Annotated in this window: 18 protein-coding genes, 1 tRNA gene and 1 pseudogene; 11 read left to right on the top strand and 9 right to left on the bottom strand. The window is 66.1% G+C overall.

The annotated features are described in order from the left end of the window. Window positions 1-28: 28 nt before the first annotated feature. A tRNA-Thr gene (locus tag NO345_RS16755) sits at window positions 29-103 on the top strand. A gap of 170 nt (window positions 104-273) precedes the next feature. On the opposite strand, the gene NO345_RS16760 is transcribed toward NO345_RS16755, so the two are convergent. The 5 genes and pseudogenes from NO345_RS16760 to udk form a co-directional block, all read right to left on the bottom strand. Then, a complete protein-coding gene (locus NO345_RS16760; RefSeq protein WP_256301142.1) occupies window positions 274-963 on the bottom strand; it encodes a hypothetical protein in 690 nt (229 codons plus the stop codon). Between the two features lie 120 nt (window positions 964-1,083). After that, window positions 1,084-1,914, bottom strand: a pseudogene (locus tag NO345_RS16765) (tyrosine-type recombinase/integrase); the annotation flags it as partial. Window positions 1,915-1,939: 25 nt separating this feature from the next. Beyond that, the gene (locus NO345_RS16775; protein WP_256301524.1) at window positions 1,940-2,071 is read right to left on the bottom strand and encodes a hypothetical protein; all 132 of its coding nucleotides are present in this window, start codon (window positions 2,069-2,071) and stop codon (window positions 1,940-1,942) included. A 51-nt stretch (window positions 2,072-2,122) separates the two neighbouring features. After that, the gene (locus NO345_RS16780; RefSeq protein WP_256301144.1) at window positions 2,123-2,407 is read right to left on the bottom strand and encodes a hypothetical protein; all 285 of its coding nucleotides are present in this window, start codon (window positions 2,405-2,407) and stop codon (window positions 2,123-2,125) included. A gap of 48 nt (window positions 2,408-2,455) precedes the next feature. Then, window positions 2,456-3,175, bottom strand: a complete 720-nt coding sequence (gene udk / locus NO345_RS16785; RefSeq protein WP_256301146.1) for a uridine kinase — start codon at window positions 3,173-3,175, stop codon at window positions 2,456-2,458. 85 nt (window positions 3,176-3,260) lie between these two features. Here udk and NO345_RS16790 point away from each other — a divergent pair, with 85 nt between their 5' ends. The 7 genes from NO345_RS16790 to NO345_RS16820 all read left to right on the top strand — a co-directional run bounded on the left by NO345_RS16790 (window position 3,261) and on the right by NO345_RS16820 (window position 8,597). Then, window positions 3,261-3,860 carry a DUF6663 family protein gene (locus tag NO345_RS16790; protein ID WP_256301148.1) on the top strand — a complete coding sequence of 200 codons (600 nt, stop codon included), beginning with the start codon at window positions 3,261-3,263 and terminating at the stop codon, window positions 3,858-3,860. A 273-nt stretch (window positions 3,861-4,133) separates the two neighbouring features. After that, a complete protein-coding gene (locus NO345_RS16795; protein WP_256301149.1) occupies window positions 4,134-5,225 on the top strand; it encodes a DUF7350 domain-containing protein in 1,092 nt (363 codons plus the stop codon). 37 nt (window positions 5,226-5,262) lie between these two features. Then, window positions 5,263-6,246 (top strand): DUF7282 domain-containing protein, encoded by a 984-nt coding sequence (locus tag NO345_RS16800; protein ID WP_256301151.1) that lies wholly within the window; start codon window positions 5,263-5,265, stop codon window positions 6,244-6,246. Between the two features lie 102 nt (window positions 6,247-6,348). Continuing rightward, window positions 6,349-6,564 carry a hypothetical protein gene (locus tag NO345_RS16805; protein ID WP_256301153.1) on the top strand — a complete coding sequence of 72 codons (216 nt, stop codon included), beginning with the start codon at window positions 6,349-6,351 and terminating at the stop codon, window positions 6,562-6,564. Window positions 6,565-6,636: 72 nt separating this feature from the next. Next, window positions 6,637-7,317 carry a carbonic anhydrase gene (locus tag NO345_RS16810; RefSeq protein ID WP_256301155.1) on the top strand — a complete coding sequence of 227 codons (681 nt, stop codon included), beginning with the start codon at window positions 6,637-6,639 and terminating at the stop codon, window positions 7,315-7,317. An 89-nt stretch (window positions 7,318-7,406) separates the two neighbouring features. Next, the gene (locus NO345_RS16815) at window positions 7,407-7,688 is read left to right on the top strand and encodes a YgaP family membrane protein (protein ID WP_256301157.1); all 282 of its coding nucleotides are present in this window, start codon (window positions 7,407-7,409) and stop codon (window positions 7,686-7,688) included. A 207-nt stretch (window positions 7,689-7,895) separates the two neighbouring features. Next, complete coding sequence (locus tag NO345_RS16820; protein ID WP_256301159.1) at window positions 7,896-8,597, top strand: RDD family protein; 702 nt, start codon at window positions 7,896-7,898, stop codon at window positions 8,595-8,597. A 134-nt stretch (window positions 8,598-8,731) separates the two neighbouring features. On the opposite strand, the gene NO345_RS16825 is transcribed toward NO345_RS16820, so the two are convergent. From NO345_RS16825 to NO345_RS16835, 3 genes are all read right to left on the bottom strand, one after another. Continuing rightward, entirely contained in the window at window positions 8,732-9,340 is a 609-nt protein-coding gene (locus NO345_RS16825) for a LysE family translocator (RefSeq protein WP_368407891.1), read from the bottom strand. 82 nt (window positions 9,341-9,422) lie between these two features. Continuing rightward, complete coding sequence (locus NO345_RS16830; RefSeq protein WP_368407889.1) at window positions 9,423-9,728, bottom strand: chorismate mutase; 306 nt, start codon at window positions 9,726-9,728, stop codon at window positions 9,423-9,425. Further along, window positions 9,686-10,567, bottom strand: a complete 882-nt coding sequence (locus tag NO345_RS16835; RefSeq protein WP_256301161.1) for a shikimate kinase — start codon at window positions 10,565-10,567, stop codon at window positions 9,686-9,688. The genes NO345_RS16830 and NO345_RS16835 overlap by 43 nt, the downstream gene beginning before the upstream one ends. Window positions 10,568-10,714: 147 nt before the next feature. Here NO345_RS16835 and NO345_RS16840 point away from each other — a divergent pair, with 147 nt between their 5' ends. Together NO345_RS16840 and NO345_RS16845 are read left to right on the top strand one after the other, a co-directional pair. Then, window positions 10,715-11,134: a DUF5796 family protein gene (locus NO345_RS16840; RefSeq protein WP_256301163.1), complete on the top strand. Its 420-nt coding sequence runs from the start codon at window positions 10,715-10,717 to the stop codon at window positions 11,132-11,134. After that, the gene (locus NO345_RS16845; RefSeq protein ID WP_256301165.1) at window positions 11,134-11,376 is read left to right on the top strand and encodes a DUF7508 domain-containing protein; all 243 of its coding nucleotides are present in this window, start codon (window positions 11,134-11,136) and stop codon (window positions 11,374-11,376) included. The genes NO345_RS16840 and NO345_RS16845 overlap by 1 nt, the downstream gene beginning before the upstream one ends. A 6-nt stretch (window positions 11,377-11,382) precedes the next feature. Here the strand turns inward: NO345_RS16845 and NO345_RS16850 are convergent, their stop codons facing one another. Continuing rightward, window positions 11,383-11,517 carry a DUF7128 family protein gene (locus tag NO345_RS16850; RefSeq protein WP_256301167.1) on the bottom strand — a complete coding sequence of 45 codons (135 nt, stop codon included), beginning with the start codon at window positions 11,515-11,517 and terminating at the stop codon, window positions 11,383-11,385. Window positions 11,518-11,670: 153 nt separating this feature from the next. On the opposite strand from NO345_RS16850, the gene NO345_RS16855 reads away from it, so the two are divergent. Next, window positions 11,671-13,866, top strand: coding sequence for an AAA family ATPase (locus NO345_RS16855; RefSeq protein ID WP_256301169.1), 2,196 nt, complete (start codon window positions 11,671-11,673; stop codon window positions 13,864-13,866). Window positions 13,867-13,868: the final 2 nt, after the last annotated feature.

The following is a 13,868-nucleotide window of genomic DNA, read 5'->3' on the forward strand; positions in this document are numbered from 1 at the left end:
ATCGGACAACGAGAGAATGCGCGTCAGCGCCGGTGTAGCTCAGACTGGCTAGAGCGATTCCTTCGTAAGGAATAGGTCGAGGGTTCAAATCCCCCCACCGGCTTGCCTTCGGCAAGGCTGAAGTAAGGAACAGATAGTAGCCCGCCTACTTAGATTTTCCCTCAACGTGAGGCTAAATTTGAACCCGTAAATCAGCCCCTCTTGCAGGTTTACGCGACGGAAATTGATTGCTCCGACCGCACCGTTGCTGGGCCTTCTTGCTGTTGAGAGTAATTATTCTGCCTGCCATTTATCGTCGTTCGAATAGAGTGCGTTTGCGACGAAATCCAGAATCTGAATCCCTGTCTGGTATCCATACTTACTCCGTGAAGCGAACGCAGTTAGGATTGCAATTCCTACTGCTCCCTTCTTTAGCGCGGCTCTTGTGTTCCATGCATGGAGGACTTCTAATTTCTCCATAGGGTCGTTTCGGTGCTCGATACTATCGTAACAGAGGACCTCTGTAACGATTGTTCTCGCTGTCACGAGAATAGAGAAAATCAGCGCTACGAGACTGATTACTATACCTCCAAACGCAACGCCGAACACGTTCCCAACCAAGAGAGCAGATACACCTCCAATGAAGGTGAACGCAAACTCTCCGTTTTGTAGTGTTTTTTCTATCTTGACCTTTGCTTGGTCCATTTCTCGAAGGAGACTCCATCTGTCAGCGCCGGAATCCTTGTTTTCGCTTTCCACTATATGTAGAACATCGTCTCGGAATCGTCTCATTTCGTCCGGATCGCCGATATGGAATATGATTCTGCGGATTATCTCCTCAATATTTACTGCCTCACCGAGCCTACGGGGGAGGTCTAATACCCATAGAAGCACTGAAATGAGAACCAACAATGGGAATAGCAAGAGGAAGACAACTGCTGTGAATAGGATTGCAATTATCACCTTCTTCAGACGAGTGAACATACACAAGTTGGCGAGGCCCTCTCAAATATCTCTTAGGTGATTTCTCCGCCGTTCTGCCTTCTCGTCGTGGGTCCACTTGTCGTAGTGCTTGTCGAGGACACGCCCGGTCATGTTGACGCGTTAACTGGTCATGTCCTTGGGTTGGCCTGCATTTCGAGCGGCGGTAACGTAGCCCCGGCGGAGCGCGTGTGGACTTACGGACCCCGGACATTTTGAAGCGCCGTTCCACGTCGCGGCTTCGCACGTCTCGGGATCCTCGTCGAAAGGGCAGGCGTTCTCGTAGTGGCGCGGATGAGTGGCCGTGTAGATCATCCGCTGAATAATGGCCCGCGCTCGTCGGCCGTGGCTGGTTGCAATCAGTGGTCTACGTCCATAGTCGTCGGTCGCGTCGGGGCGGGTGTTCTTGAGGTAGCCCAAGATTGCGTTTCCGTCATCCTTCTCGATTAGTACGTCACGCTCGCCCCTCTGCTTCTTCTTTGGGGGGGTTCCAGTTTCGGGACGATGGCGAATCTCTAATGCTGGACGACTGTCGTCAAAGTCGCCCACGACCAATGCACGGAGTTCGCTTAGTCGCATACCGGTCTTCCAGAGGATGAGGAAGATAACGTGCCGGTCGCTCCCGTACTCGAACTTCCCGAGGTGTTCCAGGATCGCCGTCGCTTTCTCGCGGGTCAGCACGTCGTCGCAGATCTCGTCTTGTTCGTCTGTCGTAGGGATACGGACCAACTCCGAGAGTCCCTTCGGCACTGCCTGAATCGTCTCACAGAACTCGATGAAGCCCCTGATCGTCACCATATCGTTCCTGGCAGTTATAGTGGCGACCTCCGCCAAGCGCTTCTCGCGGAATTTCTGGAGGTGGTCAAAATCCAGGTCGCGGAGGTCTTCGATTCCTTTCTCGTCTAGCCATTCGCAGAATTGGGTGAGCGTCGTGTTGTAGTTGTAGAGAGTCTTCTTGCTTACGCTGTGCGACTTGTCTTCAAGTACCGGCTGTGACCGCCAGGCAGACGACGATGGCGTCGTCGGTGAGGACCGCCTCTCGGATGTCCTCGTGAAACGTGATCTCACCGTCTTCGAATCCCAGAACCGTCCCGTCGGTCTCGTGTGACATCGGCCCGTGCTCCGGACGGTGACTCCCCGAAACAGCCAGTCAGAACGGGCGTTACGTGTTCGTGAGGTGCCGGAACCCGTTCACGACCAGGACGATGGCGGCGGTGAGGATGCTCAGCACGATGATGGCGAGGATGATACCGAAGAGGACGTTGCTGAAGCGGCCCTGGATCTGCCCGATGACGTCGTTCGCGATGTCGAGAACGACGATCGAGGCGAGCAGGAAGGCCTGGATGAGTGCGAAGGGCTTGAGCCAGGCGTTCTGCTGGAGGAAACCGCCCTCGACGCGTTCCGGGCGTCGGAGCTCGCCGTCGGTGTCGGTGTTGTTGGCGCTCATGTGAACGCATCTCGAACGGAGAGGGATAAAAATTGCCTGATGTTCTGGTCAGTTCGGGGATGGGGAGTCCGTTTCGGGGTCGGAGGGCTCGACCGTGGTCCGGTCGGACTCCTCGACGGCTTCCCACGCGCGAGTGGTCTCCTCGTCCGGCCCGCCCTCGGTCTCGGCTTCGACCTTCTCGGCGAGGAGGTCGACGGCCATCCGGTTGGCACCTTCGGGGATGATGACGTCGGCGTTCTTCTTCGTGGGGTCGACGAACTGTTCGTGCATCGGCTTGACGGTGGAGAGGTACTGGTCGATGACGCCGGAGAGTTCGCGCCCGCGTTCGAGCACGTCGCGGCGGATGCGCCGGAGGATGCGCACGTCGGCGTCGGTCTCGACGTACACACGGAGGTCGCACATATCGAGGATGTCGTCGTCGTAGAGCGCGAAGATACCTTCGACGACGATAACGTCGGAGGGGGAGACGGTGACGGTCTCGTCGGTCCGGTTGTGGATCTCGAAGTCGTACTGGGGCATCTCGATGGGCTGGCCCATCAGCAGCGAGTCGAGCTGGTCGACGAGCAGCCCCCACTCGAACGCGTCCGGGTGGTCGTAGTTGACCTGTTCGCGCTCCTCCAGTGGCATGTGCGAGAGGTCCTCGTAGTAGTTGTCGAGGGGGATGCGCGTCACGGCCTCGCCCACCGTGTCCGCGACCTCGCGGGCGACGGTCGTCTTCCCCGCCCCCGTCCCGCCCGCGATGCCGATTACGAACGTCGGGATTGTCATCGTGGGTACAAGGTTCTGGGACGGGTTTGAATCTACGGATTCCCGTTCCGGGTCCGTTAACTGCCGTCGGCACCTCGGGGCGACCATGCGAACCACGAGCGGGCGGTTCCGCGCGCTTGCGAGTCCCCGGAGCGACGAGGAGTGGGTGTTCGTCTCGCTCCCGGCGCCCGGCGAGGACCCGGACGCACACGAGTACGAGCCGACGTTCGTCGCCGACTCGGACGCACTGGGGGACGTGGAGCCGGGTGCGATGGTGTCGGCGACGCTGGACTGGGAGGCGTCGCCGCCGACCGTATCGGAGCTCGAGGTCGAGCGCGAGACCCGGTACCGGTTCGTCCCGGAGACGACGAACCTGTTCGAGGCGGCACAGGATGCCTGGGCGGAGGCCGTGACGGGCGGCTCCGGGATGAACTCGACGGTGCTCCGGAACACCGACGGCGAGGAGACAGGGGTCTGCTACGTGTTCGGCGACCGCGGCGGCGAGCTCTTCGCGGAGTTCGAGCGCGGGACCCGACCCATCGAGCCGCTGGTGCTGCGGGTGAACCGGACGCGGGACGACGACGGGACGCCGCGGTCGGTGTTCGTGCTCGACCCCGTCGGCGACCCGTTCGTCGCGGTCGCGGTGGCGTTCGACCGCGAGGGGCTGCTCGCGCGGACGATGCGCGATACGTACCTCGACGACTGACCACACCGCCGATTCTCAGCTCCCGTACGAGAGCCGCTGGACCCGCCCGTCGGCGTACATGACGTATATCCCCTCGACGCCGTCGCCGTCGTGGCGGCCCATCTGGTGTCACTGGCGCTGTTCGGGGCCGACGCGGCCCACGGGCACGCACCGCTGGTGGTCCTCATGGTCGGCTACACCGTCCCCTCGCCGTGGGTCCGCTCCAGACCCGTCGGCGGGTGATTCGACGGACGAACCAGAACGGTTTTTTACAGGTTCTCGCTAGGGGATTGCATGCAACGCCGCCAACTCCTCCGAACGCTGCCCGGCCTCGCCCTCGCCGGTGCGGCGGGATGCCTCGGTGACGGTGGTAGCGAGGGCGACGGTACCGAGACGCCGACGGCCACCGCGACCCCGACCGAGACCGAAACGCCGGTGACGGACGGCCCCGACGGCGTCTACGTCCAGTCCTTCCTCGAAGGGATGGCGATGCCCGACTCGGGCATGGCGATGGCCGGCGACTACTCCTTCGCGCTGATGCTCGTGGTCCCCCACAACTTCTGGACGGTCACCGGCTCGGAACTCTCCGCACACCGGCGCGAGGAGAGCCAGTCGGTCCACCTGATGGTGCAGGTCTGGGACGAGGAGACCGGCGTGGTCCTGCCCGAGTCCGGCATCAGCGTCGAGATCCTGCAGGACGGCGAGACCGTCAGCGAGGAGGTCATCTACCCGATGCTCTCCCAGCGCATGGGCTTTCACTACGGGGGGAACTTCACGCTCGACGGCGACGGCAGCTACACCGCCCGCGTCTCCGCCAGCCCGCTGAACGCCGAACCCATGGGCTCGTTCGCCGGCCGGTTCGACGCCGAGGCCTCCGTGGACCTGCCGTTCGAGTACAACCAGGCGCTCCGCGACCAGATGACGGTCGAGGAGCTCGACCAGGCGGGCGACGCCGGGGCCATCCGTCCGATGGAGATGGAGATGATGCCCACGGGTATCGCCGCTCCGGCCGAGGAGCTCCCCGGCGAGACCGTCGGCACCCAGCGCGTCGACGACGCCGACCTCCTGCTGAAGTACGCCGAGAACGAGCTCGCCGGCGACGCCGGCGCGTACCTCTACGTCTCCGCGCGGACGCCGTACAACGACCTCGTCCTCCCGATGATGTCGCTGGATGCGACGGTCACGCGCGACGGCGACAGCGTCTACGACGACCAGCTGACCCGTGCCATCCACCCCGAACTCCAGTACCACTACGGCACGCGGGTCGACGGCATCGAGCCCGGCGACGAGGTCGAGGTCGAGGTCGTCACGCCGCCACAGGTCGGCCGGCACGAGGGCTACGAGACTGCCTTCCTGCAGATGGGCGGCGCGAGCTTCACGGTGTAGCGACAGTTCTTTCCCGGCGGCTTCCCCACGCAAACACATGCGCAGAGCACTCGCCCTCCTGCTCGCGTTCGCGATGGTCGCGTCGCTGGTTGCGACGCCCGTCGCGGCTCACGGGAGCCACGTCAGAGCGGACCCGCAGGTCTCCGACGACGGGACCATCGTGGTGGAATCGATGTTCTCGGTGAACGGTGGCTACCTCGTCGTCCACCAGGACCAGGGCGACCAGCCCGGCCGACCGGTCGGGGTCGCCGACATCGAGAGCGGTGCCCACTCGAACTACGGGATACAGATCGACCAGCAGTACTGGGACGAACACGAGGGGAACCGGACGTACTGGCTCGTCCTGCACCGCGACCAGAACCCCGACGACGGCGGGTTCGACCCGATGGTCGACAGCGCCGTCACGGGACTCCACGGGAGCTTCGTCGCCGCCCGCATCCCCGTCGAGAAGAGCACCGACGGCCCGGCCCGCGTCCTGGCCGCCGAGTACAACGGCCAGCGCATCGACTCGCCGTCGGTGACGCTCTCGCGCGTCCAGTTGAACCAGCCCGGCTACGTGGTGCTCCAGCGGGTCGAGAGCGGTGCGCCGGCCGACGTGATCGGCACCCGCGCACTCGAACCGGGAACCTACGACGACCTGTCCATCGACATCGACGACTCGCTGTTCGAATCGACGGACGTCGACGGCACCCAGAGCATCGCGGCGACGCTGCACACGTCCGACGGCGACGGCTCCTTCGAGACCGGCAGCGACGCGGTCGTCGCTCCCGACGGCCAGCCCGTCAGGACGTTCTTCAGCTTCTCGAAGGTGGCGAACGCGTCGGCGACCACACAGCCCCTCATCAACACGCCCGACGGCACCCAGCAGCAGACCCCCGCCGCCACGTCGGCCCCGAGCGAGACGGCGGTCACAGCGACCGAGACGGAAGCGTCGACCGGATCGACCCCCGGTTTCGGCGTGGTCGCCACGCTGATCGGGACGCTGCTCGCCGTGCTCGCGGTTCGCCGTCACCGTCGCTGAGCGTCGCTCATCCGGTACGTGGAGCCGGCGGTCGTTCCTCACCGACGGTCGTCGTCCGGGTGAGCACACAGCTATTTGATGGCGGTCGCCCAACGACGCGACGTGTCGAACAAACCGGGACTGGTCGCGTTGCGCGGGGCGCTGGCGAACTGGCGGCGGAACGCCGTCGCTCTCGTCCTCGTCGCGGTCCCGTTCGGACTCGCGCTCGTCGCCGGTTCGCGGGTCGCGCTGTACGGTGCCGCACTCGCCGCGTTCGTGGTCTGGATGGGCTGGTTCGTGCTGACGGCGGTCGACTGGCTGGAGCGGGCCGACTTCTGAGGCCCCGACGGGGGGAGTGGAGATCTGCCGGGGACCGAACGATTCTACTCGCTGCCCGACGCAGTAAGCACAATGCGAGAGACACTCGTCGACCTCCTGGCCGGGAACGCCGAGCACGCAGGTGCGTTCGGGGACCGGTTCGACGACGTGCAGGACGCACAGCATCCGGACGCGGTGACGGTCTGCTGTTCGGATTCTCGCGTCCTTCAGGACCACGTCTGGTGCAACGACCAGCCCGGACGGCTCTTCACCTGCGGGAACATCGGGAACCGCGTGGTTCAGGAGGGCGACGCGGGGCCGGTCGTGTCGGGCGACGTGCTCTACCCGCTCGTACACACGGGCACCGAGGTGGCGGTCGTCGTCGGCCACACCGGCTGTGGCGCGGTGACAGCGACGTACGACGCGCTGACCGAGGGCATCGACGAACCGTCGGGGATCGAGGCCTGCGTCTCCCTGCTCGCGGCCGAGCTCGAGTCCGGTGTCGAGTCCCTCCCCGACGACCTCGGCCGCGTCGACGCGGTCAACCATCTCGTCGAGTACAACGTCGACCGGCAGGTCGAGTTCCTGCTCGGGAGCGAGGACGTGCCCGACGACGTGACGGCCGTCGGCGTCGTCTACGACTTCCAGGACGTGTACACCGACCGTCGCGGCGAGGTCCACGTGGTCAACGTCGACGGCGAGCGCGACGTGGCGGCCCTGCGTGCGGCGCACCCCGAGGTCGCGGATCGGATCCGGCGGCGCTGGTCGTACTGACCCGCACGCGAGCGGCTCGGAAGCTGACGAGTATCCTGTAACATCGCTTAACCCCGTGCCCGTCGTAGTTCTACGCTGGTGACAGACACATGGAGAAGAACGTCGGCGGTTACGACCGCCTCGCCAGACTCGTGTTCGGACCGGCACTGCTCGTCGTCGGTGCCGCCGGACTGGCCGGCGTCCTGCCCATCGCGTCCGGGACGCCCGGACTCCTCGTCGCCGGGGCGCTGTTCGTCGTCGGGGCGGTGCTCCTCGTGACCGGGGTGACCCAGCAGTGCGTGCTGAACCGGCTCCTCGGCTTCGACTCGTACGGGGAGGGCGGCGAGACCACCCCGGAATCCGACCGGGCCGGCTCGGAGACGAGTCGCTGAGTGGTCCACCAGCTTGCCACGCCACTGTGGCGACGGGGACACAGCAGCGAGGGGACGCCGGTGCACCGGCGGACCGTCTGCGGCGGGCTGTCCACCCGGGTCTCGACGTCGTGCTCCCGTGAGCAGCGGTGCGCTGTACCGCCGCTCCGAAGCCCGTTCATCCTGTACCGGTGATTATATTTAGCACAACGATTAGTGAGTATTACCTTGACTGATAAACAGAGCGACGGACGGGACACACCCACCGGAACGGAGCGTTCCCGACGGACGGACGAACGGAAGCCATCAGGGCAGGAACGGGACGTTGCACCGGGAGCGCGCACCGACCAGCGGAACCGCGCGGAGGACCGGACCGGCGACCCTGCAGGACGAGCGGCCACGGAGGGTCGAGAACGGCGGACAGCACACCAACCGACCGGTTCCACGGGGTCTGACGGCACCGACGTCCTCGGCGAGCGGATCGCTGCGGAGCTCATCGACAACACGATCCTGTTCGTGCTCTACGTGGGCGTCACCATCGTGTTCGGCGGGCTCAGTCTCGTCGCCAGTGGCGCGTCGGAGGTGCTCGGGAGTGGTGGCATCATCGCCACCTTCCTCCTGGCACCGCTGTCGCTGTTCCTCTACAACTTCGGCCTGGAGGGGTGGTGGGACGGCCAGACCCTCGGGAAGAAGGCACTCGGTCTGAAGGTGGTGCAGGACGACGGCCGACCGGTGACCCCGCTCAAGGCGGGCATCCGAGCGATCCCGATCTTCGTCGCGGTCCTCGGGAGCATCGGTGCGTTCATCTTCGCGGCCCAGCTCGCGGTCGGTCTGGTGGTCATGGCCGTCACGGACGACAACCAGCGACTCTTCGACATCCTCGCCGGCACGGTCGTCGTCGACGAAGACGCGGTGTCGGTCCCCACGTAGACGGACACGTGTCTGAGACGACTCCCCCGGTCCTCACCGGTGCTCCCGCTGCTCCACCTTGTTCAGGTCGCAGACTGACGTTACGGATTTTGCGTATTTTGCCGCTGTACCAAGTATCTGGAGCTTGAGTGGGGTTAGAGAGCGCCCCAGATAGCGAGTAACCCGAACCCAACGATGACTGCACCCGCCAGTTGGTTCACTCGACGCATGACTGAACGTGTGAACCGCGAACGGAAGAGGCTCACACCGCCACTCAAGGCGAGCCACCAGAGCGCCGAGCCAAGGAAGACACCACCGACCAATACGGCTGCCTCGGAATAGTCCCCTGACACACCGACCCCTAATCCGGTGAAGATCCCGACGAAAGCGATGATGGTCACTGGATTAGTTATCGTCAGCAGGAACGTCGAACCGTAGTCTCTAGCGAGCCCCTGCACGTCCGAGGTGGACACTACTGTCTCTGCTGGCTCGGCACGGAGAGACCGTATGCCGAGATACAACAGAAGGAGTCCGCCTCCGATTCGAATACCTGTCCGGTGATCAAGCAGGAGCGCCGAAAGCACCGTGATTCCAAACCCTGCAATCGACCCGTACACGGCGTCCGCGGAAGCGGCCCCGAGTCCACTAACGAACCCCGAGAGGCGGCCTTTAGAAAGCGTTCGCTGGATGCACAGGACTCCGATCGGGCCGACCGGGGCCGCAATCGAGAATCCCAGAACGATGCCCTGAATCAGGATGTCGATTGTCGTTGTCGTTAATACGCATCACCTCACGACTGTTCGGAGGTGGGTATCATCTAAATACATTCCGAAGGTGTGAGACATGCTACCTATTGTTACGCTGTTCGACCTTGTTCAGTTCGATGAGCAGCCGGAAGATGGCCTTGACGAGGTTGGCGTCGACCTCGAAGCGTTCGGCGTTCTCCCCCGCGCGGTCCATCACCGCCTGCTCCTGCTGTTCGTCGGTGGTCGGCAGGCCCTCATCGGCTTTGACCTGCGCGATGGTGTCTGCGACGTACGTCCGTCTCGCGATGAGTTCGACGAGGTCGCGGTCTATCTCCTCGATCTCTCCGCGGAGTTCGTCGAGGGTCATGTCGTCCGGCAGCCGGTCTGTCGTGTCGTCGTGTGCCATGTGGTTCCGTCTCTCTCGTTCCAGTGTCCTGCGAGCGATTCGAGCGCGTCGGGGCTCCCGACGGCGACGTAGCTGGGGCCGGTTCCCGACAGCGAGACGCCGTCGACGGCCGGCATCCCCTCCAGCAGCGGCTCCGTCGGGAAGCCCAGCGCGCCACAGAAGGCGAAGCCGTTCACCGTCATCGCCTCGCCGTAGCGGCCGTCGAGGGCGAGGTCGGCGACGAGGTCCGCGAGCGGGGCGACCCGTCTGCAGCGCTCGACGTCGGCGTCGGCGCTGAACGCCTGCGCGTCGGGCCACCAGACGAGCACGTCCCAGTCGACGACCTCGTGGCTGAGGAGCTCGTCGCGCTCGTTGTCGGTGACGGTGACGCCGCCGAGCATGCTCGCGCTGGCGTCGTCGAACGCGCCCGTCACGGTGACGCCGGCGTCGCGTGCGGCTCGGACGCCGATGCGGCAGGCCTCGAGCGGGTCGGGCTCGACGCCGAGTGCGTCGGCGGTCGCCACGACGGTCGCGTTCGCCGCCGCGCTCGAGCTCTTGAGGCCGGCGGCCATCGGCACCTCGCTCTCCGTGCGGACCGTCGCGCCGACGGCACCGTCACCGTCGTCCCGCTCGTCGCCGCTCCCGCCCCACTCCGCGACCGCGAGTTCGGCGCAGCGTTCGACGAGGTCGGTGTCGGCGTCGGGTGCGTCCGCAATCTCTCCCCAGAACTCGCCGGTCGCGTCGAGGTCGACCGTCGCGGTCGTCTCGAGGTCGATGGCGAAGGCGGAGCCTCGTCCGGTCGCGAGCGCGTTGAGTACCGTCCCCGCGGCGGGGGCGACGGCGCGGCCCTGGCCGTCCATGGTCGACCGGATGACGAGGGGGAACTTGGCGGTTGTGGTGCTCCCCAAACCTGCCGGACCGATGGTAGTTCGTGCCGAGCTACCCCCCGTCGATACCGCCGTCCCGTCATCGCGTCGCTTTTGCCCGCCGCCGAACTACTCGCCATCATGAGCAACCGGAGCGACATCGCGCCGAGCACGCTCGGCGTCGAACTGCAGGAGGGCGGCGTCGTCGTCGAGTACACCGACGGCCGGGAGACGTTCTACAACGGCGTCCCCCAGAGGAAGGAGGAGTCGGTTCGCTGCCCGCCGGGCAAGCACGTCCAGATCCTCGTCACCGACCCGACCGAGACGGAGGGCGTCATGCTGTACGTCAACGACCGCAAGACCCACGACGACATCCTCGAGTCGACGGGCGTCGGCCGTGTCATCCTCGACCCCGGCGAGGCGGAGGAGGTGTTCCCGGGCGTCACCGCCCGCGCCGACGGCTACGCGGTCGTCGTCGAGGCCGACCCCGAGCAGGCTCGCGGCCGGGTCTTCGTCTTCGCCGAGGACGAGATGAGCGAGCACTCCTACGAGGTCGTCTGATGCCGCTCCAGCGTCGCTGGGAGCCGTTCGAGCGAAAGACGGTGGGCTCCGCCCCGGACCGCCTCGGCGTGTACGAACTCGGAGACCCGGACGGAACCGTCGTCGAGGTGGGCCACGGCGTCCTCCGCGACGAGCTCAAGGACGCGCTGGCGTACCGCGACGCCGCGAAGGTGCGCTGGACGACCGTCCAGACGCGCGAGCAGGCCGCCGACCTCGCGGCCGAGCACGAGTCGAAGCTCTGAGCCGGGCTACTGGATGTACGACGGGTCCTCCCCGTCACAGTCCGCCTCGTGCATCCTGGCGTCGTCCCGGTCGTCGAACAGCAGGCCGCAGTCCTCGCACTCGTACCAGGTCTCGCCGTCTCGCTGTGTCGTGGCGACCATGGTCGAGACAACGACGGCGAGATTCTTCCGTGTTTTCCCGCCCGTCGGTCCGTCGTCCCGAGGGGTCCTGCAACCGGCCTCCGGCACGACGGACGGCATCCGACACACCCGAGAGGGACAATTCTCAAGAGCGTCCGACCGAAAGCAATCGACATGAGTCCCGAGGGAGGGAAGGAGGTGCTGTTGACGGTGCGAGCCGCCGAGAAGCGCGACGCCGGGCGCGGGGTCGCGCGCGTCCCCGAGTCGGCGCGGCGCGCGCTGGGGGTGCTGAGCGGCGACACCGTCCTCGTCGAGGGGTCACGTCGCACCGTCCTGAAGGTGTGGCCGGCCGACGGCGACGTCCCCGACGGGGTCATCCAGATCGACGCCGACGCGCGGGCGAACGCCGGCGCGAACGTCGGCGACCAGGTGCGGGTGTACGCCGAGGAGGTCGAGGACGCGACGACCATCCGGCTCGCGCCGCCGGAGTCGTTGCGCGACGTGCCCGACGGCATCGTCGAGCGAGCTATCACCCGCGACCTGGAGGGCCACCCGGTGAGCGTCGGCGAGCGCATCCGGCTGGAGCGCATCGCGGCGGAGCCGTTCCGCATCGCCGAGACGACGCCCGAGTCGCCGGTCCGCATCACCGCAGGGACGCGCATCGTGGTCGAGACCTCGGAGGAGCCAGCGACGTCGAGAACCGGCGGAACCGGGGGTACCGCTGACCAGCCGCCGGGGACCGACGGGAAACCGAAGTCCGGCTCGTCGCCGTCGAAACCCCCGTCGGGCGTCACTTACGAGGACATCGGCGGGCTGGACGACGAGCTCGAACTCGTCCGCGAGATGGTCGAACTCCCGCTGTCGGAGCCGGACCTGTTCCGGAAACTCTCTATCGACCCGCCGCGGGGGGTCCTGCTGTACGGGCCGCCCGGCACCGGGAAGACGCTCATCGCGAAGGCCGTCGCGAACGAGGTCGACGCCTCGTTCCACCACGTCTCCGGCCCCGAGGTGATGTCGAAGTACAAGGGCGAGTCGGAGGAGAAGATACGCGAGACGTTCCAGGCCGCACGCGGGGACTCGCCGGCAATCGTCTTCTTCGACGAGATCGACTCCATCGCGGGCAAGCGCGACGACGACAGCGACGTGGAGAACCGCGTCGTCGCCCAGCTGCTCAGCCTGATGGACGGGCTGGAGTCACGAGGCGACGTGGTCGTCATCGGCGCGACGAACCGGGTGGACAGCATCGACCCCGCGCTCCGCCGCGGCGGCCGGTTCGACCGCGAGATCGAGATCGGCGTGCCCGACGAGAACGGCCGACGGGAGATCCTCGACGTCCACACCCGGGGGATGCCGCTGGCCGAGGACGTCGACCTCGACCGCATCGCGCGCCGGACACACGGCTTCGTCGGCGCGGACTTAGACAGCGTCGCCAGCGAGGCGGCGATGATCGCCATCCGGAACAGGCCCACCGAGGACCAGGCACGGAGCGAGTGGAACCGCAACCCGACGGTCGGCCGGGCGGACTTCGAGTCCGCACTCGCCTCCGTCGAACCCTCCGCGATGCGTGAGTACATCGCGGAGAAGCCCAACGTCGACTTCTCCGACGTCGGTGGGCTGGACGATGCGAAGGAGACCCTGCGCGAGGCCGTGGAGTGGCCGCTGGCGTACGGGCCGCTGTTCGAGGCCGCGAACACGACGCCCCCGTCCGGGGTCCTCCTGCACGGCCCGCCCGGGACCGGGAAGACCCTGCTCGCCCGGGCGCTCGCCGGCGAATCGGGCGTCAACTTCATCCGGGTCGACGGTCCCGAGCTGCTCGACCGCTACGTCGGCGAGTCCGAGAAGGCGGTCCGGAAGGTGTTCGAGCGAGCCCGCCAGTCCGCCCCGAGCATCGTCTTCCTCGACGAGATCGACGCCGTCGCGGGCCAGCGCGGCGGGGACACGAACGAGGTGACCGAACGCGTCGTCTCGCAGCTGCTGACCGAACTCGACGGGCTCGCCGAGAACCCGAACCTCGTCGTGCTGGCGGCGACGAACCGCAAGCACCACGTCGACGACGCGCTGCTCCGCCCCGGTCGGCTCGATACCCACATCCTGGTCCCCGAGCCGGACGAGGCTGGTCGCCGGAAGATCTTCGAGGTCGTCGTCGCGGGCCGGCCGCTCGGGGACGACGTGGACCTCGACGAACTCGCGGCCCGGACGGAGGGGATGACCGGCGCGGACATCGACGGACTCGTGCGGACCGCCTCGATGCGTGCGATCCGGGAGCTGGCCGAGGGCGTCCCGCCGGAGGAGGCAAACGAGCGCACGGCGGACCTCGTGGTCGAGATGGACGACTTCGAGGCGGCGCTGGCGCAGCGGCGGGAGACGTAGAG

The organism is Haloarchaeobius salinus, from assembly GCF_024464185.1.
In the GTDB taxonomy this organism is placed as follows: Archaea; Halobacteriota; Halobacteria; order Halobacteriales; family Natrialbaceae; genus Haloarchaeobius; species Haloarchaeobius salinus.

Bases quoted from the DNA above. Each gene is read 5' to 3' on its own strand.
- NO345_RS16760 (WP_256301142.1), bottom strand. From the start codon at position 963: ATGTTCACTCGTCTGAAGAAGGTGATAATTGCAATCCTATTCACAGCA.
- NO345_RS16835 (WP_256301161.1), bottom strand. From the start codon at position 10,567: ATGGACGGCCAGGGCCGCGCCGTCGCCCCCGCCGCGGGGACGGTACTC.
- NO345_RS16810 (WP_256301155.1), top strand. From the start codon at position 6,637: ATGCGAGAGACACTCGTCGACCTCCTGGCCGGGAACGCCGAGCACGCA.
- NO345_RS16855 (WP_256301169.1), top strand. From the start codon at position 11,671: ATGAGTCCCGAGGGAGGGAAGGAGGTGCTGTTGACGGTGCGAGCCGCC.
- NO345_RS16775 (WP_256301524.1), bottom strand. From the start codon at position 2,071: ATGTCACACGAGACCGACGGGACGGTTCTGGGATTCGAAGACGGTGAG.
- udk (WP_256301146.1), bottom strand. From the start codon at position 3,175: ATGACAATCCCGACGTTCGTAATCGGCATCGCGGGCGGGACGGGGGCG.
- NO345_RS16780 (WP_256301144.1), bottom strand. From the start codon at position 2,407: ATGAGCGCCAACAACACCGACACCGACGGCGAGCTCCGACGCCCGGAA.
- NO345_RS16840 (WP_256301163.1), top strand. From the start codon at position 10,715: ATGAGCAACCGGAGCGACATCGCGCCGAGCACGCTCGGCGTCGAACTG.
- NO345_RS16850 (WP_256301167.1), bottom strand. From the start codon at position 11,517: ATGGTCGCCACGACACAGCGAGACGGCGAGACCTGGTACGAGTGCGAG.
- NO345_RS16795 (WP_256301149.1), top strand. From the start codon at position 4,134: ATGCAACGCCGCCAACTCCTCCGAACGCTGCCCGGCCTCGCCCTCGCC.
- NO345_RS16800 (WP_256301151.1), top strand. From the start codon at position 5,263: ATGCGCAGAGCACTCGCCCTCCTGCTCGCGTTCGCGATGGTCGCGTCG.
- NO345_RS16815 (WP_256301157.1), top strand. From the start codon at position 7,407: ATGGAGAAGAACGTCGGCGGTTACGACCGCCTCGCCAGACTCGTGTTC.
- NO345_RS16845 (WP_256301165.1), top strand. From the start codon at position 11,134: ATGCCGCTCCAGCGTCGCTGGGAGCCGTTCGAGCGAAAGACGGTGGGC.
- NO345_RS16830 (WP_368407889.1), bottom strand. From the start codon at position 9,728: ATGGCACACGACGACACGACAGACCGGCTGCCGGACGACATGACCCTC.
- NO345_RS16790 (WP_256301148.1), top strand. From the start codon at position 3,261: ATGCGAACCACGAGCGGGCGGTTCCGCGCGCTTGCGAGTCCCCGGAGC.